This is a genomic window from Mycobacterium sp. E3251, assembly GCF_001666835.1.
In the GTDB taxonomy this organism is placed as follows: Bacteria; Actinomycetota; Actinomycetes; order Mycobacteriales; family Mycobacteriaceae; genus Mycobacterium.
The window spans coordinates 1-23,223 of record NZ_LZJF01000161.1 but is presented as its reverse complement, the minus strand read 5'-3'; the positions used below and the strand labels follow the sequence as shown (position 1 = coordinate 23,223).

The 23,223-nt window shown below is 69.3% G+C and carries 21 protein-coding genes, 1 pseudogene and 1 riboswitch; of the genes and pseudogenes, 11 read left to right on the top strand and 11 right to left on the bottom strand.

The genetic code is table 11. The features are described from left to right. Positions 1-5: 5 nt before the first annotated feature. From A5697_RS19685 to A5697_RS19665, 5 genes are read right to left on the bottom strand one after another with little or no spacing between them, the layout of a single operon-like run. Positions 6-632 (bottom strand): LON peptidase substrate-binding domain-containing protein, encoded by a 627-nt coding sequence (locus tag A5697_RS19685; protein WP_068011750.1) that lies wholly within the window; start codon positions 630-632, stop codon positions 6-8. Then, positions 632-1,762 (bottom strand): glutamate--cysteine ligase, encoded by a 1,131-nt coding sequence (locus A5697_RS19680; RefSeq protein ID WP_067949202.1) that lies wholly within the window; start codon positions 1,760-1,762, stop codon positions 632-634. The genes A5697_RS19685 and A5697_RS19680 overlap by 1 nt, the downstream gene beginning before the upstream one ends. Next, positions 1,752-2,471, bottom strand: coding sequence for a superoxide dismutase family protein (locus A5697_RS19675; RefSeq protein ID WP_068011749.1), 720 nt, complete (start codon positions 2,469-2,471; stop codon positions 1,752-1,754). Before A5697_RS19675 ends, A5697_RS19680 begins: the two co-directional genes overlap by 11 nt. Positions 2,472-2,499: 28 nt before the next feature. Then, positions 2,500-2,973: a LytR C-terminal domain-containing protein gene (locus A5697_RS19670; RefSeq protein ID WP_068011748.1), complete on the bottom strand. Its 474-nt coding sequence runs from the start codon at positions 2,971-2,973 to the stop codon at positions 2,500-2,502. Between the two features lie 18 nt (positions 2,974-2,991). Beyond that, positions 2,992-3,300: a DUF3263 domain-containing protein gene (locus A5697_RS19665; protein WP_007167558.1), complete on the bottom strand. Its 309-nt coding sequence runs from the start codon at positions 3,298-3,300 to the stop codon at positions 2,992-2,994. Between the two features lie 202 nt (positions 3,301-3,502). On the opposite strand from A5697_RS19665, the gene A5697_RS19660 reads away from it, so the two are divergent. The 5 genes from A5697_RS19660 to A5697_RS28800 all read left to right on the top strand — a co-directional run bounded on the left by A5697_RS19660 (position 3,503) and on the right by A5697_RS28800 (position 10,801). Further along, complete coding sequence (locus A5697_RS19660; protein ID WP_067949208.1) at positions 3,503-4,096, top strand: peptide deformylase; 594 nt, start codon at positions 3,503-3,505, stop codon at positions 4,094-4,096. Beyond that, positions 4,096-4,869 (top strand): GCN5 family acetyltransferase, encoded by a 774-nt coding sequence (locus A5697_RS19655; protein ID WP_068011747.1) that lies wholly within the window; start codon positions 4,096-4,098, stop codon positions 4,867-4,869. The genes A5697_RS19660 and A5697_RS19655 overlap by 1 nt, the downstream gene beginning before the upstream one ends. 2 nt (positions 4,870-4,871) lie before the next feature. Then, positions 4,872-5,693 carry an exodeoxyribonuclease III gene (locus A5697_RS19650; protein ID WP_068011746.1) on the top strand — a complete coding sequence of 274 codons (822 nt, stop codon included), beginning with the start codon at positions 4,872-4,874 and terminating at the stop codon, positions 5,691-5,693. Between the two features lie 213 nt (positions 5,694-5,906). After that, positions 5,907-6,356: a hypothetical protein gene (locus A5697_RS19645; protein ID WP_067949214.1), complete on the top strand. Its 450-nt coding sequence runs from the start codon at positions 5,907-5,909 to the stop codon at positions 6,354-6,356. 50 nt (positions 6,357-6,406) lie between these two features. Beyond that, on the top strand, positions 6,407-10,801 hold the full coding sequence (locus tag A5697_RS28800; RefSeq protein ID WP_156673375.1) for a cation-translocating P-type ATPase: 4,395 nt from the start codon (positions 6,407-6,409) through the stop codon (positions 10,799-10,801). Here A5697_RS28800 and A5697_RS28795 read toward each other — a convergent pair. Continuing rightward, positions 10,767-10,844, bottom strand: a pseudogene (locus A5697_RS28795) (hypothetical protein); the annotation flags it as partial. The gene A5697_RS28800 and the pseudogene A5697_RS28795 overlap by 35 nt on opposite strands. A gap of 63 nt (positions 10,845-10,907) precedes the next feature. Between A5697_RS28795 and A5697_RS19635 the strand changes: the two are divergent. Further along, positions 10,908-11,183: a hypothetical protein gene (locus A5697_RS19635; protein WP_156673374.1), complete on the top strand. Its 276-nt coding sequence runs from the start codon at positions 10,908-10,910 to the stop codon at positions 11,181-11,183. 7 nt (positions 11,184-11,190) lie between these two features. On the opposite strand, the gene A5697_RS19630 is transcribed toward A5697_RS19635, so the two are convergent. The 3 genes from A5697_RS19630 to A5697_RS19620 form a co-directional block, all read right to left on the bottom strand. Then, positions 11,191-15,036: an ATP-binding protein gene (locus A5697_RS19630; RefSeq protein ID WP_068011744.1), complete on the bottom strand. Its 3,846-nt coding sequence runs from the start codon at positions 15,034-15,036 to the stop codon at positions 11,191-11,193. Next, complete coding sequence (locus A5697_RS19625) at positions 15,033-15,395, bottom strand: STAS domain-containing protein (protein ID WP_068011743.1); 363 nt, start codon at positions 15,393-15,395, stop codon at positions 15,033-15,035. Before A5697_RS19625 ends, A5697_RS19630 begins: the two co-directional genes overlap by 4 nt. Positions 15,396-15,491: 96 nt before the next feature. Further along, entirely contained in the window at positions 15,492-16,142 is a 651-nt protein-coding gene (locus A5697_RS19620) for a PAS and ANTAR domain-containing protein (RefSeq protein ID WP_068011810.1), read from the bottom strand. 164 nt (positions 16,143-16,306) lie between these two features. After that, a riboswitch (TPP riboswitch) is annotated at positions 16,307-16,416 on the top strand. Between A5697_RS19620 and thiC the strand changes: the two genes are divergently transcribed. The 5 genes from thiC to A5697_RS19595 all read left to right on the top strand — a co-directional run bounded on the left by thiC (position 16,408) and on the right by A5697_RS19595 (position 20,921). Then, positions 16,408-18,057, top strand: coding sequence for a phosphomethylpyrimidine synthase ThiC (gene thiC / locus A5697_RS19615; RefSeq protein ID WP_068011742.1), 1,650 nt, complete (start codon positions 16,408-16,410; stop codon positions 18,055-18,057). Its footprint overlaps the riboswitch before it by 9 nt. A 60-nt stretch (positions 18,058-18,117) precedes the next feature. Beyond that, positions 18,118-18,945 carry a bifunctional hydroxymethylpyrimidine kinase/phosphomethylpyrimidine kinase gene (gene thiD, locus A5697_RS19610; protein WP_068011741.1) on the top strand — a complete coding sequence of 276 codons (828 nt, stop codon included), beginning with the start codon at positions 18,118-18,120 and terminating at the stop codon, positions 18,943-18,945. Further along, positions 18,942-19,565, top strand: coding sequence for an alpha/beta family hydrolase (locus A5697_RS19605; RefSeq protein WP_068011740.1), 624 nt, complete (start codon positions 18,942-18,944; stop codon positions 19,563-19,565). Before thiD ends, A5697_RS19605 begins: the two co-directional genes overlap by 4 nt. A 32-nt stretch (positions 19,566-19,597) precedes the next feature. Continuing rightward, positions 19,598-20,032, top strand: coding sequence for a MarR family winged helix-turn-helix transcriptional regulator (locus A5697_RS19600; protein ID WP_067948963.1), 435 nt, complete (start codon positions 19,598-19,600; stop codon positions 20,030-20,032). 19 nt (positions 20,033-20,051) lie between these two features. Further along, complete coding sequence (locus A5697_RS19595; RefSeq protein WP_067948965.1) at positions 20,052-20,921, top strand: LLM class F420-dependent oxidoreductase; 870 nt, start codon at positions 20,052-20,054, stop codon at positions 20,919-20,921. A 16-nt stretch (positions 20,922-20,937) separates the two neighbouring features. Here A5697_RS19595 and A5697_RS19590 read toward each other — a convergent pair whose 3' ends face one another. Next, a complete protein-coding gene (locus tag A5697_RS19590; protein WP_156673373.1) occupies positions 20,938-22,437 on the bottom strand; it encodes a peptidase in 1,500 nt (499 codons plus the stop codon). Between the two features lie 225 nt (positions 22,438-22,662). Further along, positions 22,663-22,989 (bottom strand): hypothetical protein, encoded by a 327-nt coding sequence (locus A5697_RS19585; RefSeq protein ID WP_068011738.1) that lies wholly within the window; start codon positions 22,987-22,989, stop codon positions 22,663-22,665. Positions 22,990-23,223 lie beyond the last annotated feature (234 nt).

Genomic DNA, 23,223 nt, shown 5'->3' with positions numbered 1-23,223 from the left:
TCGGACTATTCGGAGAGCTGGAACTCCACCACCTCGGCGACCGCGGCCAGGGCCTCGCGCAGCGCGGCCAGGCGCTCGGCCGCCGACGGCGCCGACAGCACCGTGTACCGGTCGGCCGTGCCGATCGGGATGCGAGATGCCAACGCGTACAGGCGTTGTCCGGGATCGTCGGCCGTGGCGGGGCCCAGCAGGTCCGAGCGGTCCGGCAGCGCCACGCCGCGCGCGTCGGCGATCCGCTCGAACAGCGCCATCGCCTTGTCCTCGACCTCCAGCAGCTGCGCCGGGGTGACCGGGTCCCCCGGCTCGTCGGGCCACGGCGTCACCGTCGCCCGCGGGTAGGGATCGTCAGGCAGCCATTTGGACACCCGGATCCGTTCACCGGTCCGGCAGTGCATCGAGTAGCGACCGGCGCCGTGCTCGACGCATTCGGTGATCTCGGACAGCACGCCGACATCGCAGCGGGCGTCGCCGCCGCCCACCTCGCGGCCCCGGGAGATCAGCACCACGCCGAACGGGTCGCCGGTGTCGAGGCAATGCCGTACCAGCGCGCCGTAGCGCGGCTCGAAGATCCGCAACGGCAGGTCCTGGTCGGGCAGCAGCGCCGACTCCAGCGGGAACATCGCCAGCTCCATCAGATCTCCAGCTCGCTCACCAGCGCGTCGACGACGGCCCGCAGGTCGCCGTCGTGTTCCTCGGCCACCCGGCGCTGCCGCTGGTACGAGGCACCCCGGCGGGGAATCTCGGCCACCGCGGCCAGCTCGTCAACGCAGTGCAACGACTTGGCCACGGGCTCAAGGCGATTCAGCACGTCGTCGAGATCCTCGGTGACCAGCCGCTCGTTGCTGTCGGCGTCCTGGATGATGATCGCGTCCAGCCCGTAGCGGGCGGCGCGCCACTTGTTCTCCTGGTTGTGCCACGGCGGCATGGTCGGCAGCGTCTCGTCGGCTTCCAGCCGGCGGTCCAAATCGACCACCAGGCAATGCGTCAACGCCACCAGCGCACTCAGCTCCCGCAGGTTGGACACGCCGTCACACACCCGCACCTCGATCGTGCCCAGGTGCGGCGAAGGCCTGATGTCCCAACGGACTTCGTCGACATGGTCGATGATGCCGGTCTTCTTCTGGTCGTAGACGAAGCCCTCGAACTCCGCCCAGGTCTGGAATTGGAACGGCAGCCCGGCGGTGGGCAACTGCTGGAACATCATCGCGCGGTTGCTGGCGTACCCGGTATCCACGCCGGTCCACCACGGCGAGGATGCCGACAGCGCCAACAGGTGCGGGTAGTACTTCAGCAACGACGTCATGATCGGCATCACCTTGTGTGCCGAAGAGATCCCGACGTGCACGTGTACGCCCCAGATCAACATCTGGCGTCCCCACCATTGGGTGCGCTTGATCAGTTCGGCGTACCGGGGTGCGTCGGTGAGCTTTTGGGTCGACCACTGCGCGAACGGGTGTGCGCCGGCACAGAAGAACTCCATTCCCCGGTCGCGGACGATGCGGTGCGCGGGGCCCAGGGTCTGCCGCAGATCCTCCATCGCCTCTGACGTGGAATGGCAGACACCGCTGACGACTTCGACCGTGTTGCGCAGCAACTCCTTGTGCACGCGCGGGTTTTCGCCGATCTCGGCGATGACCGCCGTGGCCTCGTTACTCAGGTCGCGGGTCTGCGCGTCGACGAGCGCGAACTCCCACTCCACGCCGAGGGTCGGCCTCGGTGAACGGGCGAAATCGATACGCGCGTGGGCCCTGTTAGCCGGCACCGATTACACCGCACGCGACCCGCTTGCCGGCGTCACCGGTGGTCATCGTCGTCTGGTCGGGCCCCGGCGTCCCGTTGGTCTGGCTGTAGCGCTCCGGCGGGATGTTGGCGAAGTTGTCGGCGCCGGCGTGAATGATGATCGCGGTCTTCTGCCCGGAGACCAGGTCGTCCATGGCGAACGCGTCCGTCGTGGTCATCATCATCGCGGACCCGTCCTTGCGCACCTGGAGCGAGGTCAGGTCACCGCTGGCGGGCTCGGCGGCGTGCCCGGGCACTTGGAAGTGCCCACCGGCGGACAGGAAATCACCCGGCGCACCGCCGGTCGGGGCCACGGAGTTGGGCTCACACTTGCCGACCTTGTGGATGTGCACCCCGTGGAAGCCGGGCGTCAGCACCCCGTTGGCCGTCGTCTCGATGGTGACGGTGGCGTAGCCGTTGTTGAACTGGAAGGTCGCGGTCGCGACCTGGGTGCCGTCGGGCGCCTTCAGGTGGGTGACGATGCTCGGCCCCGACGGCGCAGCGACCGGCCCACCCTCCGGGGTACCGGTTCCCGCCGGCGCCGGCGATCCGGTCCACACCGCCGGCGTGGTGCCCGGCGAGGACGAGGCGTGTTGGGGCGACGAACACGCCCCCAGCAGGGCGACGGAAGCGGCTGCGGAAAGCGCGGACATGGCGACGGCGGCAGTGCGGCGACCAGCGAGCTGAGGCATAGCGGAAGCCTAACCGCTCCGGGGGTCGTCAGCCCGTAACGAGGACGATGACCCCGGGCGGTTGGCCGGCCAGCGCGGGAATGCGGGGTTCGACCGGCGCGCCCAGTGCCTTGCCCACCGCGTCGGCGGTCGCGTGCTCGTCGTCGGCGTCGGTGTAATACACCGTGGTGGCCGACACATCGGGCACGGTCATGTTGTCGACCTTGGTGACGTTGAACCCGGCGGTCGTGAGCTGATCCTTGGTGTGGGCGGCGACGCCCTCTTTGGCCGAGATGTTGTACACCTGGACCTCGGACCGGTTGCCCGCGGGCTTAGCGCTGGTCGGGGTGGCGGAGCTGGTGGTGGTCGAGGTGGAGACGGCCGCCGACGAGTCCTCGTCGGAGCTGCCGGACGACCCCAGCGCCTGCCAGCCGAGCAGCAGGAAAATGACCCCCAGGAACAACAGCACCATCACCATGGCCCGTAGGGGCAGCCCCGTGGAGTCGGGGACTCGCTCTTTCATCGAGCCCACTGTAGCGAGTCAGGTCACCTCGAAGCCGAGGCGCCGCGCGGCCCGCGCCTTCTGACGGCTGGCACGCAGCCGCCGCAACCGCTTCACCAGCATCGGGTCGGCGGCCAGCGCCTCCGGCCGATCCACGAGCGCGTTGAGCACCTGGTAGTAGCGCGTCGCCGACATCGAGAACAGCTCTTTGATTGCTTCTTCTTTTACGCCCGCGAATTTCCACCACTGACGTTCGAAGGCGAGGATGTCGTGCTCGCGGCGGGTGAGGCCATCTGCGATCTCGGCATCGTCCCCCGATCGATTTGCCCGCGCCATGGCGCTGTCCATATAGCTTCCCCTGGACCCTTCCGGCGATTCTCGGCTGCTCTAGATGACTTGACTTACCTGAGGGCGTGTTTCGGCGAATATTGAACCACGGCGCAAACCCTCAAGCCGTCATCCAGACCCGCGAGTCGGCCGATTGGCTCAGATTGCCCGAGCGAACATGGCCGGCTTCGAGGCGCGCGGGCGTGCGGTAGCTTAGCCGACCATGGCAGTCGTACCGATTCGGATCGTCGGGGATCCGGTCTTGCACACCCCGACGCAGCCGGTGCCCGTGGGCGCCGACGGGTCGCTGCCGGCGGATCTGCCGGGGCTGATCGCCGACATGTACGAAACCATGGACGCCGCGCACGGAGTCGGCCTGGCCGCCAACCAGATCGGCGTCGCGTTGCGGGTCTTCGTCTACGACTGCGCCGACGACCGCGGCCGGACCGACCGCCGCCGCGGCGTGGTGGTCAACCCGGTGCTGGAGACCTCCGAGGTGCCGGAGACCATGCCGAACCCGGACACCGACGACGAGGGTTGCCTCTCGGTCCCCGGCGAGTCGTTCCCCACCGGCCGCGCCACCTGGGCCCGGGTCACGGGCCTGGATGCCGACGGCAAGCCGGTCGAAATCGAGGGCACCGGCCTGTTCGCGCGGATGCTGCAGCACGAGACCGGTCACCTGGACGGCTTTCTGTACCTCGACCGCCTGATCGGTCGCCACGCCCGCAGCGCCAAGCGTGCGGTCAAGTCCCACGGCTGGGGCGTCCCGGGCTTGTCGTGGCTGCCCGGCGAAGGGCCGGACCCCTTCGGCCACTGATGTTCTCGTGGCCGGAGCCGGGCACGCGGGTGACGCTTCGCTACCGGCGCGCGAAAGGCTCGATCCCGCCGCTGACCGATGCGGTGGGACACCTGTTGGCGGTCGAGCCGGTGGTGCGCGTTCGGACCAAGACCGGCGCGGTCGTGGAGGTGGCGGCCGACGACGTGGTCGCGCTGCGGGTGCTGACCGACGCGCCGGTACGCACCTCCGAGATCCGGGCGCTCGAGCACGCGGCCGCCGCCGCGTCGCCCGGGAGGGAACGCGCCTGGCTCGAGGGCTGGCTGCTGCGCGCCGGGGATGGCGTCGATTACGCTGTGCCGCTCGATGTTTCGGCGCACCTGGGCACCGTCGCGGCCATCGCGGCCTGGTATGAGAGCCGCGGCCTGACGCCGCGGCTGGCGATTCCGGATCGCTTGTTGCCGCTGCCACCGGGGCTGCGCGCCGAACACACCGAACGCGTGTTGGTGCGCGACGTCTCCCCTTCGGCCGAACCGGCCAGCGGCGGCGAGCTGGAGCTTGCTCGGGTGGCCGTGACCGACGCGCCCGACGGCACGCGGTGGGTGGGGCTGTCGCCGAAGCAAGCCGAGGACCCGGCGACCGCGGCCGCGTGCGAGGCGCTGTTGGCCTGGGCCGCCGCGCGCGGCGCCACTCGCGGATACCTCGTCGTCCCGGACACCGGTGTTTCGATGGCGCTCGCCGACGCGCTCGGCTTTCGGGCGCACCACCGCCGCCGCTACTTTCCGGCCCGCTCCCCCGCCTGGGATACGGTCTAGCCATGCCCCAAGGGCGCCTCCGGCTGGCCACCTGGAACGTGAATTCGATTCGCAGCCGCCTGCCCCGCGTCGTCGACTGGCTGGCCCGTGCCGACATCGACGTGTTGGCCATGCAGGAGACCAAGTGTTCCGACGGCCAATTTCCCACCCTGCCGTTTTTCGAACTCGGCTACGAGGTGGCCCATGTCGGCTTCAATCAGTGGAACGGCGTGGCGATCGCCTCCCGCGTCGGTCTCGATGACGTGCAGATCGGCTTCGACGGCCAGCCCACCTGGAGCAGCAAGCCGGAGGTGGCCGCGACGGCCGAGGCCCGTGCGCTGGCGGCCACCTGCGGCGGCATCCGGGTCTGGAGCCTGTACGTGCCCAACGGCCGCGCGCTGGGTGATCCGCACTACACCTACAAGCTGGAATGGCTTGCCGCGCTGCGTGATACGGCGGCCGGCTGGTTGCGCGACGAGCCCACCGCGCAGATCGCGCTGGCCGGTGACTGGAACATCGCCCCGACCGACGACGACGTCTGGTCCACCGAGTTCTACGCCGGCGCCACCCACGTCTCCGAGCCGGAGCGCCGCGCGTTCGGCGCCATCGTCGACGCGCAATTCGCCGACGTGGTAAGGCCTTTCGCGCCCGGGCCGGGCGTGTACACCTACTGGGACTACACGCAGTTGCGGTTCCCGAAACGGCAAGGCATGCGTATCGATTTCATCCTCGCCTCCCCGAAACTGGCCGAACGGGTGACGGACGCCCAGATCGTCCGCGAGGAGCGCAAGGGGAAGGCCGCGAGCGATCACGCCCCGGTGCAGATCGACGTAAGGCAAGGCTAAATCGCGTTTTCTGCGTTCGCGCCGTAATCACAACCGGGTTAAGCTCAGGCAAATTAAATGCGGCTGCTCGTTGTCTGCGCGTTTGCGAGGTGGCAGGCTTTGATTCGTTAGAAGCGACAAACAGTGTTGTTTTGCTGTTAACGCTGCGTTCAGTGGGTATTCCTCGCTGATGACGCGGGTTCGCGGCAAGGGCATGAAAGCCAGGGAGTCAGCATGAGTGTCATCGGCGGAGCGGTCCGAGGCGTGGGTCAGGCGGTGAGTCGCGCGGCGGCCACGACGACCGCGGCCGCCGGCGCTGTGGGTGGCGCGGCGGTCAACGGAGTAATCGGTGGCGTCACCGGAGCCGCCGAGGGCGTCAAAAAGGGAATGAGTACCGGCAGCCACTCGGCCCCGGCGGCGGCGGTCGCCTTCGGTGCGCTCGGCGTCGCCGGTCTGGTTGAGTGGCCCGTGCTGCTGGCGGTCGGCGGCAGCGCCCTCCTGCTGCAACGGCTGAGCCGCAAGCGCGAGCCGACCAAGGCGAGCCTCAAGGCGGTACCGGTCGAGCCGGCGCCGCAGAAGGCCGCTCCGCAAAAGGCCCCACCGCAGAAAGCGGCCGGCAAGTCGACGGCCAAGAAGGCCGCCGCACGCCGGGCCGGCAGCGCCCAGTTGCGTAGCACCAACTAACGGGACTGCTCGAAAACACTTTGAGCATTGCGACCGCGATACGACGATCCATGCCGTTGCGCGCCGTCGCGACGGGTGTCCAGGCGACCACTTCGCTGGTCGAGGCCGGCATCACCATCGCCGCGATTCCGCTGCGCGAAGGCGCCCGGGCGATCTCCGGCGAACTGCCCCGAGACATACCGGCAACGCTGAGCCGGCGCTGCTGGCGCGGCCAGGAGCGCGCCTGGATCGAGGTGCGCGGGCTGGACGGCGCCCCAGACGGCGAGCTCGGCCGCGCCGTGCTCGACGCGCTGCTGGCCCATCCGGGGATCGCGTCGGCGGCCCTGAACTACCCACTGTCGCGTGTGGTGGTCACCATCGATGACGCGGACACCTCGCTGCGGGAGCTGTGCCACATCGTCGATGCCGCCGAGAAGCATTGCGCCCCAAAAAAAGTCGTGAAGCCGGCGCCGCCCCCGACGAGCCTGCCGGGCGATGGGGTGGTGCTGGCGACCCGGGCCGCCACCGCGGCCGCCAGCGCGGCGGGGCTGTCCATAGCGCTGACCGGGCGGGCGCTGCGCTGGCCACGGATGCCCATCGGCGTCCTGGCGGCCGTGGTGGCCGTCGACTACCAACCGTGGCTGCGCCGCCTGCTCGAGGACCGCATCGGCCGGCCCGCGACCGACACCGTGCTCGCGCTGGCGGTGACGACCGCGGAAACCCTCACACTGTCTCCCGCGTCGCTGTCGGTGGGTCTGCTGATGCAGTCGCTGAAAGCCGCCGAATGCCGCGCGGAGGCGCGGGCCTGGGTCCAGCACGAGCCGCAGCTGGCCGGGCACGCCGATCACCCGCACACTGACGCGTCGGCGGGGTCGAAGCCGCCGCGCGGCCGCCCCGCCGATCACCACGGCGACCGATTCGCGCTCGTTCAGGCGATCAGCGCCGGGGTCGTCGGCGCCACCACCCGCAACCTGCACCAGGCGGCCCTGGCCGTCCTGGTGACCACCCCGGCGGCCAACCGCACCACGCCCCAGGCCTTCGCGGCGGCGCTCGGGCAGGGGCTGGCCGACCGGCACGCGGTCCTGTCGTTGCGTCCGGAGGCGTTGCGCCGCCTGGACCGGGTGGACGCGATCGTCATCGACCCGCGGGTGTTGTGCACCACGAGCCTGCGGGTGTCGCTCATCCGCGGCGCCCGGGAAGCCGAGCTGTCCGCGGCGTGGTCGCGCGCCCAGCTGATGCTGGAAAAGAATCGGTTGCGGCCGGGCTGGCACCCGGTGCCCGGAATCTCGGCCAGCGAGCCGACGGCCACAGTGGAGGCGCTGTTCTGCTTCACGCATGATCCGTTGGCGTCGGCCGTTGTCGCCGAGGCGCACCGGACGGGATCCGAATTGGTTTCGGTGGAGGACGATTCGCTGGGTGAATTGCGCCCCGCGTTCGACGAGATCAGGCCGCTGCAGCGGGGGTCCATCGACGACGCCCTGGGCCGCGCCGTGGCGGATCTGCAGGAGGCGGGCCGCACGGTCGCCGTGCTGTCATCGCCCGGGGCGCAGGCGATTTGGTCGGCCAACGTGGCGCTCGGCATGATGCCCGAGCCCGGCGCCGGCCCGCCGCCGTGGTATGCCGATCTGCTGCTGCCCGACCTGTCGGCCGCCTGGCGGGTACTGCACGCGCTCCCGGCGGCCCGCGCCGCCGCCCAACGCGGCGTCGGGATCTCGGCCGGCGCGACGGCGATGGGCTCACTGCTGATGATCCCGGGAGTCCGCGGCATCGGGCGCGGGCCGGTGACCAGCGGCGCGGCCGCCGGTCTGATGTCGGGATATCTGTTGGCGCGCGGCATCCTCAAGGCGGACACCCCGCGCCCGGCCCCCGTACAGGAATGGCATGCGATGGCGGTCGAGCACGTCCGCCGGGCGTTGCCGGCTCCGGACTCGGAGCCCGAAGGTGATCCGAGGCAACTCGCGCTGGCCGCCCTCGGCGCCCCGCGGCCCGAAACGCGCGCGCATGCCTTCCTGCAGTTCGTTTCCGCCGTCCGCGCCGAGTTGACCGACCCGCTGACCCCCGTGCTGGCGCTGGGCTCGGCGGCCAGCGCGGTGCTCGGCTCGCCGGTCGACGCCGTCCTGGTCTTCTCGGTGCTGGCCGGGAACTCCATGCTGGCGGCCAGCCAGCGGCTGCGCGCCGAAAACCGGCTGAATCACCTTCTTGCACAACAGATTCCACCAGCACGCAAGGTCCTCGCTGATGGTGAGGGGGATCGGGTGTACGCCGACGTCATCGCGGCGCAGCTGCAGCCCGGCGACGTCATCGAGGTGCGCACCCACGAGGTGGTGCCCGCCGACGCCCGGATCCTCGAGGAGGTCGACGTCGAGGTCGACGAGTCGACGCTGACCGGTGAATCGCTGTCGGTGGAGAAGCAGGTCGAGCCGACCCCCGGCGCCGCGCTGGCCGAGCGCCGCTGCATGCTCTACGCCGGGACGACGGTGGTGGCGGGTACCGCGGTCGCGGTGGTGACCGCGGTCGGGGCGGACACCCAGGAACGCCGCGCCGCCGAGCTGGTGTCCGGTGACCTGTCGTCGGACATCGGTCTGCAGCACCAGCTCAGCCAGCTCACCAACCGGGCCTTCCCGGTCAGCATGACGGGCGGCGCGCTGGTCAGCGTGCTGGGGCTGGTGCGGGGCTCGGTCCTGCGCCAGGCGGTCGCCAGCGGCATCGCCATAGCCGTCGCGGCGGTTCCCGAGGGAATGCCGTTGGTGGCGACCCTCGCGCAAGCGGCGTCGGCGCGGCGGCTGACGAAGTTCGGCGCGCTGGTGCGCGTTCCGCGTTCGGTGGAGGCGCTCGGCCGCATCGACGTCGTCTGCTTCGACAAGACGGGAACGCTCAGCCAGAACCGGTTGCGGGTGGCCGAGGTCGTTGCGGCGCCGGAGACGTCGCGCGAAGAGGTGCTGCGCTGCGCCGCGCACGCCGCGCCGGTGTCCAACGGCGGACCGCACGTGCACGCCACCGATGTCGCCATCGTCGAGGCCGCCGCCGCCGTTAATGGGCACAACTCGAACGCACCCGTCGCGCACCTGCCGTTCCGCTCCGGACGGTCGTTCTCCGCCTCCGTGACGGACACCGAGCTGACCGTCAAGGGTGCGCCCGAAGTGGTGCTGGCGGCCTGCGGCAACGTGAGCCCGACCATGGAGGAGACGGTCGCTGAGATGGCCGGCAACGGCCTGCGGGTGATAGCGGTGGCGCGACGGCAGCTGAGCCCGGCCCAGGCCGCGGCGATCCAGCGGGAACCCGACGATATCGCCGATTTCGCGCGGGACGGGCTGACCCTGACCGGGTTCCTCGGTTTGTCCGACACCCCGCGCGTCGAAGCGGCAGGCCTGCTCGCGGACCTGCGCCGGCTTTCGGTGGGCGTCAAGCTGATCACCGGGGACCACCCGATCACCGCCAGGGCCATCGCCGAGGAGCTCGGGCTGAGCGTGACGGCCGAACAGGTGATCAGCGGCGCCGAATGGGATGCGATGTCGCGCAAGGATCAGGAACGCGTCGTGACCGAGCGGGTGATCTTCGCCCGGATGACACCGGAGAACAAGGTCCAGGTCGTTCAGACGCTCGAAAGCGCGGGCGTGCGCACCGCGATGGTCGGCGACGGGGCCAACGACGCCGCCGCCATCCGGGCCGCCACCGTCGGCATCGGCGTCGTCGCCGGCGGCAGCGACCCTGCGCACATGGCGGCCGACGTGGTGCTGGTCGACGCCCGCATCGAGGGCCTGCTGTACGCCATCGAGGAGGGCCGCCAACTCTGGCAGCGGGTGCAGGCCGCCGTTTCCGTGCTGCTCGGCGGCAACGCCGGCGAGGTGTTGTTCGCCATCGTCGGCAGCGCGATCACCGGGACCTCGCCGCTGAACACGCGACAACTGCTCCTGGTGAACATGATGACCGACGCCCTGCCCGCCGCGGCCCTCGCGGTCAGCAAGCCCAGCGGCCCGGTCGACCCGGGCATCCGGGGCCCCGATCAGCCCGCGTTGTGGCGTGCCGTCGCCATCCGCGGCGTCACCACGGCGGCCGCGACCACGGCGGCGTGGGCTATGGGAAGCGTCACCGGTCGTCCGCAGCGCGCATCCACGGTCGCGCTGGTCGCCCTGGTGGGCGCCGAGCTTGGTCAAACCCTGCTGGATTCACGTGCCCCGCTGGTGGTGTTCACCGCGGCGGGCTCGCTCGCTGCGATGGGGACGCTGATCAGCATCCCGGTGGTCAGCCAGTTGCTCGGCTGCACACCGCTGGGTCCAGTCGGCTGGGCGCAGGGGCTGGGATCCGCTGCCGCGGCGACCGTCGCGATCGGCGTCCTGAATCGTGTGCTGACGGGTCCGGACAGATCGGCCGATGCACCCGCTGAGGTGCACGAACCTCGACGACCCCGGCCCGCCATAGCAGCGCATAGAGTTCCAGTAGCGGCACCTTCAGCACCAGAGCAATAGAGGAAACCAGCGGATCGCCCCCGGTGTCGGTCATCGTCGACATAAGTCCGACGGTGGTCGCAGTACCCGGCGAGTCGGCAAACCCTTCGTTACCGAAAGGCAAATGATGGCGGAAAAGAAGTCACGCAGGGGGACATCGCAGCGCGATGCGGTGCAAAAGATCCGCGAAGGCGAAACGTTCCACGTCAACCTTCCGGTTGTCGGTCAGATGGAAATCCCCCGGCCCGAGCAGCTGGCCTATTTCGGGGGCCTGGCCGCCCTCGCGGCGCTCGAACTCATCGACTGGCCGGTGGCCGTGGTGATCGCCGCCGGCCACCTGCTGGCCAGCAACCACCACAACAAGCTCCTCGAAGAGCTCGGCGAGGCGATGGAAGAGGCCTGAGAGCGGGTCAAGCGGTCCCGGCGACGTTGTCGAACCGCAGCGTGACCCGGGTGCCCCCGGCGGTGCGGAACGTGTCGACGTGATCGGCCAGCCCGCCGATCAGGGTCAGACCGCGGCCGCGCCGCCTGCTGCGCAGGCTGGCCGAGGAATCGCCCACCCACCGCCCGGTGTCGCTGACCGTGACCGCAACCGTCTGCCGGCGCAGGAAGGCCTCCACCGAGACCGTTCGGCGCGGCTCGCCGTCACTGCCGTGCTCGATCGCGTTGGTCACGGCCTCGCCGGTCGCCAACAGGATGTCCATTTCGCGCTTCGGGTCGACGTTGTTGCCGGCCAGCCAGTTGTGTAACCGCTCGCGCGCCACCGGAATCTGGCCCGGCGCGGCCGTGACCACGGTGGCGAAGCTGCGCGGGCAGTCGTGGCTCGGCCGCAGCGCGAGCACCACGACGTCGTCCCGGTAGCCGCCGGGCGGGGTCAGCCGGGACAGCAGCTCGGCGCAGACCGCCTCGACCGGAAGGTCGACGCATTCCGCGGCCGCGGCCTTCAGGCGGCCCAGCCCGTCATCGAGCGTCTCGCCGGCGCGCTCGATGAGCCCGTCGGTGTACAGCAGGATCAGGCTTCCCGGTGGCAGATTCGCCGTCGCGGTGGCGCCGGACGGATAGCTCTCGGCATCGTGTTCCTTGACGGCCACCGGCAGACGCCGCCCGAACGTCAGGAACACGGCGCGATGGTCGGGAAAGACCAGCAGCGGATAGGGGTGGCCGGCGCAGCTGTACCGGACGGTGGCGCAACCGGTGTCCGGTTCGGTCTCGACGAGCGCGTAGGCCACCGTCGCGCAGCGGGCGCCCGCGACGCTGGCGCCGTACCGATCCAGCGCCCCGAGCACCGCGCCCGGTTCGCCCGCGGTGAGGGCCGAGGCGGCGACCGCGGCGCGCAGCCTGCTCATCACGATCGCGGCGGCCAGCCCGTGGCCGACGACGTCGCCCACCGATATCCCGACCCGGCCGGCGCGATCCAGCGGGGTGACCGAATACCAGTCGCCGCCGACGCGCATCGCCTCACCGGCGGGCTGGTAAACGGCGGCCACGACGGCCGCGGTCGAGCCCCGGTCCAGGTCCAGCAGATGCTCCTGGAAGTCGACGGCGATGCGGTGTTCGCGCGCCATAACGCGAACCCGGTCCAACGCCGAGGACGTCAGCTCGGCAATGCGGCCGAACGCCTCGAGTTCGGCCGTGTCGAACTGGCGCGGCGTGGACCACAGCAAGCCAAGCACGCCGATGACGCGGCCCGTGTGATCCCGCAATGGATGGGCGACGCAGGCCCGAACGCTGTCGGCGGTGTCCTGCACGGCGTGTTCGTAGCGCGGGGGCAGGTCGAACGTGTCCGTGATGACCATCGGCTCGCCGGTGCGCACGACGTCGGCCCCCACCACCGGGGAGTCGAGTTCTGTCACGTGGTAGCGGTCGCGCAATTCGCCGGGCAGGTCGCCGGCGTATTCGAACCGGATGTGGCGTTCGCCGTCGAGGACGCCGATCGTGACGGCTGCGGCGTCGGCCGAGCCGAACGGCGACTCCAGCAGGGCGGCCAAGATCCCGGCGACCGAGTCGGTGGCCTGCAGCGCGGAGTCGAGTGGCAACAGATCGGAGGCCGCCGCACGACGCTGGCGGTCGCGCTCGCGGGCCACCGCGGACAGCCGCGACTTCAACCGGTCGATCAGTTCCTGGGAACGGAACGGCTTGGGCAGGTAGTCGTCGGCGCCGGCGGCATAACCCTCGTCGACCGCCTCCGCGCCGGCCCGGGCGGACAGCATGAGGACCGGCGTCGCCGCCAATTGGGGGTCCGCCCGGATGGCAGTCACCAGTCCGAAGCCGTCGACGCCCGGCATCATGACGTCGGTGACGACCGCGTCCGGACGCAGGCTTCGGGTCGCCGCCAGTGCGGACTCACCGTCTGCGGCAAGAACCGTCTCCCAATGGGGCGACAGCACCCGGTCGAGATGGTCTCGCATGTCGGCGTTGTCGTCGGCGATCAGCACCAATTGGCGAGACTTCTCGGCCGCGGCGGCCGACGAGTCGCGTTCCGGAACCGGCGCCAGCCATTGGCGGGCCTCCGCCACGTACGGGTTGGTCTCGTCCAGCGGGCCGGCGGGTGACTGGTCGGCCGCCGTGCCGATAGATTGCGGCAACCGGATGGTCACCGTCGTGCCGCGGTCCAATTCGCTGTCGATCTGCACGGTTCCGCCGTGCAGCTCGACGAGCCCGCGCACCAGCGACAGGCCGATGCCGGTGCCCTCAACGCTGCGGCCGCGCAGGTTGTCGGCCCGGTAGAAGCGCTCGAACAGGCGGTCCAGGTCCGCGGCGGCGATCCCCACTCCGGTGTCGCGCATGGTGACGACGCAGTGCTCGGGTTCGGCGCGCACCTCGACCGAAATCGTTCCCCGCAGAGTGTATTTGACTGCGTTCGACAGCAGGTTCAGGACGATCGTCTCCCACATGCCCGGGTCGACGTCGGCCAGCACCGGCGAGCAGTTCACCACGAGATCGAGCCCCGCCCGATGGCAGAGCTCGGTGAACGACGATGCTATGTGGGCGGTAAGCGCGCCCACGTCGGCACACGCGAACTTCGCGTTCGCGCGGCCGGCCTCGATGCGGGAGAAGTCGAGGAGCGAGTCCACCAGGCGCTGCAGGCGCCGCGCGTTGCGGGCGGCGGTGTTCAGGCGATCCGCCAATGCGGTTCCCGGCGCCGCTTCGGTCAGCGCATCGTCGAGGGGTCCGAGCAGCAGCGTGAGCGGCGTGCGGAACTCGTGGCTGACGTTGGTGAGGAAAGCCGTTTTCGCGCGGTCCAATTCGGCCAGCGCGTCGGCCCGGCGCCGCTGCTGTTCGTAGGAGACGGCCGAGGCGAACGCCGCGGACAGTTGGTCGGCGAGCAGTTGGCAGAAGCCGCGGTACATCGAATCAAGGGGACGCCGCGGATTGGCCCCGATCACCACCGCCCCGGCGTTCGAGTTTTCTCCCAGCGGCAACACCAGGGCCTGCCGGGGGCAGTTCTCGCCGAAACGCGCTGTGATGCCCGGGATTACGTCCTCGAGCCGGTCGATGACGCGCGCGGCCCGGGCCCGTGGCGTGGTGTCCCAGCCCTTGAGCTCCGACAGCGAGCGAGGCAGCAGCGGCCGGATCGACGGCGTGGCCCCCCGCAGCGTGCTGTCGCGCGCCGCCTCGTCGTCCGCTACGTAGACGGCAATGAACGGCAAGTCCAGCGGCTGCGCCTCGCATATCGCGACGGTGCTGCTCACCGCGTCGTCGATGGCGTGCGCGTCCATCACGGCGGTCGCGACCGCGTTGAGCAGGTGGAGCCGACGCTCACTCAACACCCGGTCGGTCGTTTCGATCACCGCGCAGAAAACGGCCGGGACCCCACCGTCGTCGCCGATGATGGGGCTGTAGGTGAAGGTGAAATACCGCTCCTGGGATTCACCACCGGTGATGAGCTGCAGCATCAGGTCGTCGGACCAGGTCGCGACGCCGGTCTCCATCACGCTGGTGAGCATCGGGGAGATCTGCTCCCAGATTTCCCACCACACCTGCTCCGCGGGGCAACCCAGGGCCGCGGGGTGCTTGTCTCCCAGGATCTGCGCGTAGCCGTCGTTGTACATCAGGAAGAGGTTTTCCGGCCCTAACCAGAGCACGATGGGGAACCGCGAGGTCAGGGCGATCGCCACGGCCGCGCGCACCTCGGCCGACCAGCCCCGCGGCGATCCCAATGGATGGGCGTCCCAGTCGAATTCGGCGAAGCGGCGGCCCATCTCGCCGCCCAGCTCGACCGCAGCCGCCAGGTCGGGCGGCAGCGCCGGGTTCATTGCTGTCGCTTGTGTTGCAGAGCCTCGGGCAGCGTCGGGTAGATGTCGAAGATCCGATCCAGTTCGGTCACCTCGATCGGACGAAGCACTTGGTCGTTGTTCGCGACCAGGCGGACGGCCGTCCCGGCTTCCTTGCCTTCGTCGTGGCACTCGAGCACGGCGTTCAACGCCGCGCTGCCGAAGAAGTCGACGGCCTGCAGGTCGACGACCATCAGCCGGGCCGGGTGAGTCTCGGCCAACTTGAGCGCGGCGTTCAGGTGAGTGGCTACCTCTTCGACGGTACTGGAGTCGACGGCGCCCGCAACGCGCACGACGACCGCATCCTCGAGAGACTCATGTTCCACCGCCAACAACTCCAGCGCCTTTCACAGTCGGCCGAATGCGCGGCGTGCGCCGCTCGGAGCGTCTAGGAACACTAACTGTTTGCGGGCTGCCGCGTTCGCGTATTCCTCTGGTTACCCGGCGGACTCGGCGGTTATCCGTTCGTGCACCGTCAACAGCAGATGATCGAACTGACCCTGCAGAGTGGCCGTCGAGCCTTCGAGGGTAGTCACCTCGGCGAGTAGTTGCCGGGCGAGCGCACGCAGCTTCACGTTGGTCTCTTGCGACCGCCACTGCAGCACGCGAAACGCCTGCTCGGCGCTGACCCGGTAGACGAACATCAGCACGCCCTTGGCCTGCTCGATCGCCGCGCGGTTTTCGAAGAGGTCGGGGAGGGCCTCGTCGAGCACCTCTTGCCGGGTTTCGTCGAACGTGTTGGTGAGGTCGATGTAATAGCCCGCGGTGCCCACCACGGCGCCCGACTCGTCGTGCATGCGGTCGGCCACGACGATCGCGTCGTGCACGTTGCCGGACGTGTCGAGGAACCGGTGCCGACTGGAGAAGGACTCCGCCGACTGCAGGGCGTAGTCGAGCACCTCCTGGACGTGCCGGCGGTCGTCGGGGTGCTTGTGCGACATCAACAGCTTCGTCGTGGGCTCGACGGTGCCCGGTTCGTAACCGTGCATCCTGGCCACCTCGTCGGACCACTCCCAGCGCTCACCGATGAACCAGAACCGGAAGGTGCCGACGTTGAGATGACAGGCGGCCGCCTCGGGCGGACTCAGCTCGTGACCGCTGCGGGACGTGTCGGGTGTCGGCCCGTCCGTTTCCCCTTGCTCTTGCACGTTTGCATCCTTACACCAGGGGGATACCACCGGCTACCGCCCTGACCAAAAGGCGCGCCCACATGCCAGCAGGTCCGGGGTGGGGGTAACGTCGCGTGCGGACCATCCAAAAACGCGGGAGCGCACGTCGAATGCGCTGAGAGGACGGCTGGGGCCGTCGACCGTACGAACCTGACCGGGTAATGCCGGCGTAGGGAGATGAAAAATGACTGATGTCCTTTCCCAAGCCGTCGAGGCTTCCGTCACCACGGGACCCATCGCAGGCAGCAGCAAGGTCTACCGCGACGTCGAGGGGTTCCCCGGCGCCCGCGTCCCGTTCCGGCGCGTGCACCTGTCCACCGGCGACCACTTCGACCTCTACGACACCTCCGGCCCGTACACCGACGCGGACGCTGTCATCGACCTGACGACCGGGCTGCCGGCGCGGCCGGGGGTGGTCCGCGACCGCGGCACCCAGCTGCAGCGGGCGCGGGCCGGCGAGATCACGGCCGAGATGGCATACATCGCCGCCCGCGAGGACATGCCCGCCGAGCTGGTGCGCGACGAGGTCGCCCGCGGCCGTGCGGTGATCCCCGCCAACCACAACCACCCCGAGATCGAGCCGATGATCATCGGCAAGGCCTTCGCGGTGAAGGTCAACGCCAACATCGGCAACTCCGCGGTGACGTCGTCGATCGCCGAGGAGGTCGACAAGATGGTGTGGGCCACCCGCTGGGGTGCGGACACCATCATGGACCTGTCCACCGGCAAGAACATCCACGAAACCCGCGAGTGGATCCTGCGCAACTCCCCTGTCCCGGTCGGCACCGTGCCCATCTACCAGGCGCTGGAAAAGGTGAAGGGCGACCCGACGGAACTCACGTGGGAGATCTACCGCGACACCGTGATCGAGCAGTGCGAGCAGGGCGTGGACTACATGACCGTGCACGCCGGCGTGCTGCTGCGGTACGTGCCGCTGACCGCCAAGCGGGTCACCGGCATCGTGTCCCGCGGCGGGTCGATCATGGCGGCCTGGTGCCTGGCCCATCACCGGGAGTCGTTCCTCTACACCAACTTCGAGGAGCTCTGCGACATCTTCGCCCGCTACGACGTCACCTTCTCGCTCGGCGACGGGCTGCGGCCGGGGTCGATCGCCGACGCCAACGACGCCGCGCAGTTCGCCGAGCTGCGTACCCTGGGCGAGCTGACCAAGATCGCGAAAGCCCGCGGCGCGCAGGTGATGATCGAGGGACCGGGACACGTCCCGATGCACAAGATCGTCGAGAATGTGCGGCTGGAAGAGGAGCTGTGCGAGGAGGCCCCGTTCTACACGCTGGGCCCGCTGGCGACCGACATCGCGCCGGCCTACGACCACATCACCTCGGCGATCGGCGCGGCCATCATCGCGCAGGCCGGCACCGCGATGCTGTGCTACGTGACGCCCAAGGAGCACCTGGGGCTGCCGGACCGCAAGGACGTCAAGGACGGGGTGATCGCCTACAAGATCGCCGCCCACTCCGCCGACCTGGCCAAGGGGCATCCGCGCGCCCAGGAACGCGACGACGCGTTGAGCACGGCCCGCTTCGAGTTCCGCTGGAACGACCAGTTCGCGTTGTCGTTGGACCCCGACACCGCAAGGGAATTCCACGACGAGACCCTGCCGGCCGAACCCGCCAAGACCGCGCACTTCTGCTCGATGTGTGGGCCCAAGTTCTGCTCCATGCGGATCACCGCCGACGTCCGGGCCTACGCCGCCGAGCACGGGCTCGACAGCGAGGAGGCGATCGAGGCCGTCATGAGCGAGGGCATGGCCGAAAAGTCGCGCGAGTTCGCCGAGCACGGCAAGCGGGTGTACCTGCCGATCACCCAGCCGTGATGACGCGAATGCGGCAGAAATGACCGAGCCGGGCGCAGCGGGTCGCGGCAATTCGGCACAGTGAGCTACCTGCCCCTGGCCCCGCCGGGCACCACGCCGCTGCGCGTGCTGACCATCGCCGGATCCGACTCGGGGGGCGGCGCGGGCATCCAGGCCGACATGCGCACCATGGCGCTGCTGGGTGTGCATGCCTGCGTCGCCGTTTCCGCGGTAACCGTGCAGAACACGGTGGGCGTCAAGGGGTTTCACGAGGTCCCTCCCGACGTCGTCGCCGATCAGATCGAAGCGGTGGTCACCGACATCGGCGTCCAGGCCGCCAAGACCGGCATGCTGGCGTCGTCCCCCATCATCGCCGCGGTGGCCGACATGTGGCACCGGCTGGACTCGTCGGTGCCGCTCGTCGTCGATCCGGTGTGCGCGTCCATGCACGGCGACGCCCTGCTGGCGGCGTCCGCCCTCGATGCCCTTCGCGGACAACTGTTTCCGTTGGCCACCCTGGTCACGCCGAACCTCGACGAGGTTCGGCTGCTGGTGGGCATCGACGTCGTGGATGCGAAGTCGCAACGGGCGGCCGCCAAGGCGCTGCACGCGCTGGGACCGCGGTGGGTGTTGGTCAAGGGCGGTCACCTGCGATCGTCCGATCGCAGCTGCGACCTGCTTTACGACGGCGTGTCCTGCTACGAGTTCGATTCGGAACGCCTGCCGGGCGGCAACGACCACGGGGGCGGCGACACCCTGGCCACGGCCATCGCGTGCGCGCTGGCGCACGGCTTCACCGTGCCCGACGCGGTCGGGTTCGGGAAGCGATGGGTCACCGAATGCTTGCGCGCCTCCTATCCCCTGGGCCACGGGCACGGCCCCGTCTCACCCTTGTTCAGGCTGACGTGAACCTGGACGAGATCGCCGGCGTGGCGCACGCACCCGACGGGCCACCCGCCGGGGTGGTAGTGCTGACCCATGGCGCCGGCGGCGACCGGGATTCGCCGCTGCTGCAGCAGGTTTGCGACGAATGGGCGCGCCGCGGCTGGCTCGCCGTCCGGTACAACCTGCCCTACCGGCGGCGCCGGCCGAAGGGCCCGCCGTCGGGTTCGGCGGCCGCCGACCGGGCCGGGATCGTCGAGGCGATCGCGCTGTGCCGGGGCCTCGCCGACGGCCCGTTAATCGCCGGCGGGCATTCCTATGGCGGTCGGCAGACGTCCATGGTGGTGGCGGCCCGCGAAGCGCCGGTGGACATGCTCACCCTGTTCTCGTATCCGGTTCATCCCCCGGGCAAGCCGGAACGGACCCGCACCGAGCACCTGCCCGACATCAGGGTGCCGACGGTGTTCACGCACGGGACGTCGGATCCCTTCGGCACGCCCGACGAATTGCGCGCCGCCGCCGCGCTGGTCACCGGCACGACCGCCGTCGTCGAGATCGCAGGCGCGCGCCACGATCTGCGGTCCAAGACGCTGAACGTGGCCGCGCTGGCGGTCGACGCCGCCCTAAAGCTGCTCGGACGCAATTAGACAGTTTGGGCTGAACAGTTTAGACTGATCTTGTGGACGGAATCGCCGAGTCAGCGGCTGCGGCGGCCCGCGACCTACGGGTGATGTTCAGCCGGCTGCGACGCCAGTTGAGGGACCTTGCCACCGACGGCGACCTGACCCCCTCACAGACGGCGGTGCTCAACCGGCTCTGGAAAGAGGGCGCCTCATCGGCGAGCGTCCTGGCATCAGCCGAACGGGTACGTCCACAGTCCATGGCCACGATAGTGGCCGCCCTCGGGCAGCGGGGGCTGATCGAGCGCAAGCCCGACCCTGAAGACGGCCGGCGGCAACTGATTTCGCTGACCGCGGCGGGCCGGCGACGGGCCGAGAGCAACCGACAGGTACGGGAGGAGTGGCTGGCACGCGCCATCCACGAGCGGTATTCCGAACGCGAGCGTCGCATCATCCTCGACGCGCTAACGCTGCTCGAGCGCTTGACCGAATAATGAAAGGGCAAGGGCTGCAATGGAAGTAGGACTGCACTTCATCGATTTTCTACCCGGCGACCCGGCGGCACTGGGCCCGACGCTGGCCGACGCGGCCAAGGCCGCCGAGCAGGGCGGGGCGACGCTGTTCACGCTCGCCGACCACTTCTTTCAGATGGAAGCGATGGGACGGGCGGAGGATCCGTTCCTCGAGGGCTATACGTCGCTGGGCTTCTTGGCCGGGCAGACGACCAAGATCGAGCTGAGCCTGCTGGTCACGGGTGTCACCTATCGCTACCCGGGCATGCTGGCCAAGGCGGTCACCACACTGGACGTCTTGTCGCAAGGCCGCTCGATGCTGGGGCTCGGCGCCGCCTGGTACGACCGCGAGCACGCCGCCCTCGGCTTCCCCTACCCACCGGTGAGTCAGCGCTTCGAGATGCTTGAAGAGACGCTGCAGATCTGCAGGCAGATGTGGAGCGCGGACAACGGGCCCTACCAGGGCAAGTATTACCAGTTGGCGGAGACGATCTGTGAGCCGCAACCGATTCGGCGCCCGCCCATTCTGATCGGCGGCGACGGCGAGAAGAAGACGCTGCGCCTGGTGGCGCAGTACGCCGACGTCTGGAACAGCACCACGAGCGACGTCGACGAACTCAAGCGCAAGGTCGAGGTGCTGAACCGCCATTGCGACGCGATCGGCCGCGACCCGAGCGAAATCCGCAAGACCGTGGGCTTTTTCGTGAATCCCTTCGACGACCTCGACGGCTACTTCAAAACCGTCGAGCGCTACGGCGAACTCGGCATAGAGATGGTCAATGCCGGTCCGTTCCCCGGCAACCCCGATCCGGTCGGATTCATCCGACGGCTCGGCGACGAAGTGATACCCAAGCTCGCCCAGATCGGTTGACAGCGCGGCCTTTCGGTCATCCCGGATAGCGGGAGTAGCACGCGTCCATATTGCCCGTCACCCCGCCGCGGAACGCCGCTATCCGGGTGAAACCGGCCGGCACGCTGGTGCCGTCCGCGTCACTGGCGACCAGGTGGTTGGTGAGCAACCCGGCCACCGCTTCGTCGAGATCGCCGGCCGTCAGCAGCAGCTGCTTCTGCGACGAGAGCTCGATGGGTTCGGCCATCTTGCGGTGCACCACGCCCGTCAAGCAGGCCGTACGCAGGGCAGTCCACGGACTCTGCATGGCCAGCCCGCGTTCGTGCTGCACGGCCAGCGCGTACCGCGACATCACGGCCGACAGCGCGGTGTCGTCGCCCTGCGGCAGGGTTTGTTCGTTCTCGTCGGCGACCTTGCCCATCGCCGCCAGCTTCGGCAGGTCGATCACGATCGTGTTGGTGGCCGGGCAGTAGGACGCAGGCGGGCTGGCCTTGGCGTCCGGGCAGTCGGCGGACTGGTAGGACAATGCCGGGGGATTCTTCGGGGAGAACACCTTTCCCAAGAGTTCCATCAGCGTCGACAGGGTGTCCTGGTCGATCGGGACCTCCCCGGTCTCCGGGTTCCCGGTGCTGCTGTCGACGCGCAGGGCGTTGGGCAGGTCGCCGCGGCGCTGGCCGATTTCCTTCTTGTCGATCGCCGCGCAGGCCGAGGCGCCGTCGATGAAACCCATTTGGAAGGCGCTGATCCGGTCCAGGGCCGACCCGTGTTCGTCGTCGTTCTCGGCCTCGCTGTCCATCACCGGGTCCCGGGTGGTGATGATCCCCGCCAGCACGTGGTCCAGCCCGTCGGCGGTGCTCAACGTGAACCGCGGCGACTTGCCGTCGGCCACCCAGAACAGGTAGACGCCCGCGAAGCAGTCGGCCTGCTGCTCGCGCACGATCGTGGGGTCTCGTCTGGTCACCAGCTTCGCCATGGTCTGCAAGGCGTGGCCGAATTCGTGGGCCAGCACGCCGTTGACGGACATGTCGCCGAAATACCGTTGCGCAACAGGCATGAACACCCCGCGGTCCCAGGCGATCAGGTTGCAGCGCGATGTGTAGAAGGCGTTGACGAGTTTATAGGTGTCGTTGTGGCAAACGATCGGGCTGGACGGTTGCTTGGAGTTGTACGACACCATCTTGCCAACCGGGACGAAGTCGCCTTTCAACGATTGGCTGTAGACCGACTTCCAATACTCCTCGATGTCGTTGACCGATAGCAACGCCAGCTTGTCGATCTCGCCGTTGTCGGTGTTGACGACCGTGCCCGTGGGGGCGGGTGCGTTCGAGCGGATCCCGCTGGGGCCGTTGGTCGCGGGCAGGCCACCCACCCGGAACGGGTCGTTGAGCATCGACAGCGCCCGCCCGTCGACGAAGGATGTGCACCCGCCCACCACGATTGCCGCCGCTGCGCAACTGAACGCCGCCCGCAGCAAGGCGGCCGCCCTACGCGGACGGCCGCCGGCCAGCTGACGTGGATTGCGCGCAGGGCTATTCATACCAACCTCATCCCGACCGGCTACAGGGCAGCACCAAAGGGTCTCATTCTAGAGCGGTTGGCTAACCCTGACGGTCCGAATGGAAACCGGGGTTGAACGCCGGCCCCGGCGCCGGCGGCGCGAGGTTGCGGCCGGCTTGCCCGTTGCGGAACGACGAACGCCGGGCAGGTGTCATCTTCGGAGCAGCGAACTCCAGAGCGCCATCGAAGCGCGGCCCGGCGTGCGCTAGGGGCGCGGCGCCGTCGGCGTTTGCGTTGGCGTTTGCTGAGGCCCCATCGGACCGCCCGGCCCCATTCCGCCGGGTCCCATCATTCCCGGGCCCATCATGCCGCCGGGACCCATCATCGGGCAGGTACCGCCGCGCCCGCCGCCGTAGCCGTGGTGCCAGCCGTAGCGGTCACCCGAGGCCCAGCCCAAGAAGACGCCCGAGAAGAAGATCACCGCGACCACGAACACGACGCCGGCGACGATGACCACCCACGCGACCACTTGACCCAGCCGACTGTGCGCGCCGAGCGCGGCGAGCGCGGCCCGCCGAGTGAATCCGGCCATCAGGTAAGCCGACCAGATGGGCCACGCCCTTTTCTAGGGCCAATGGTCCCTACCCCCGGTGGGTATACCCGTGCCATCGTTTGGGGCATGACGCAAAATCCTGAATCCAGCGGCGAACCGACCACCGTGACCGGCCACCCCGGGGACGGGCATCGATTCGGCGCGCACAGTCGGCTGGGTCAAGTGGTCGCGTGGGTGGTCATCGTCGCCGGCGTCGTGTTCGTGGTCGCGGTG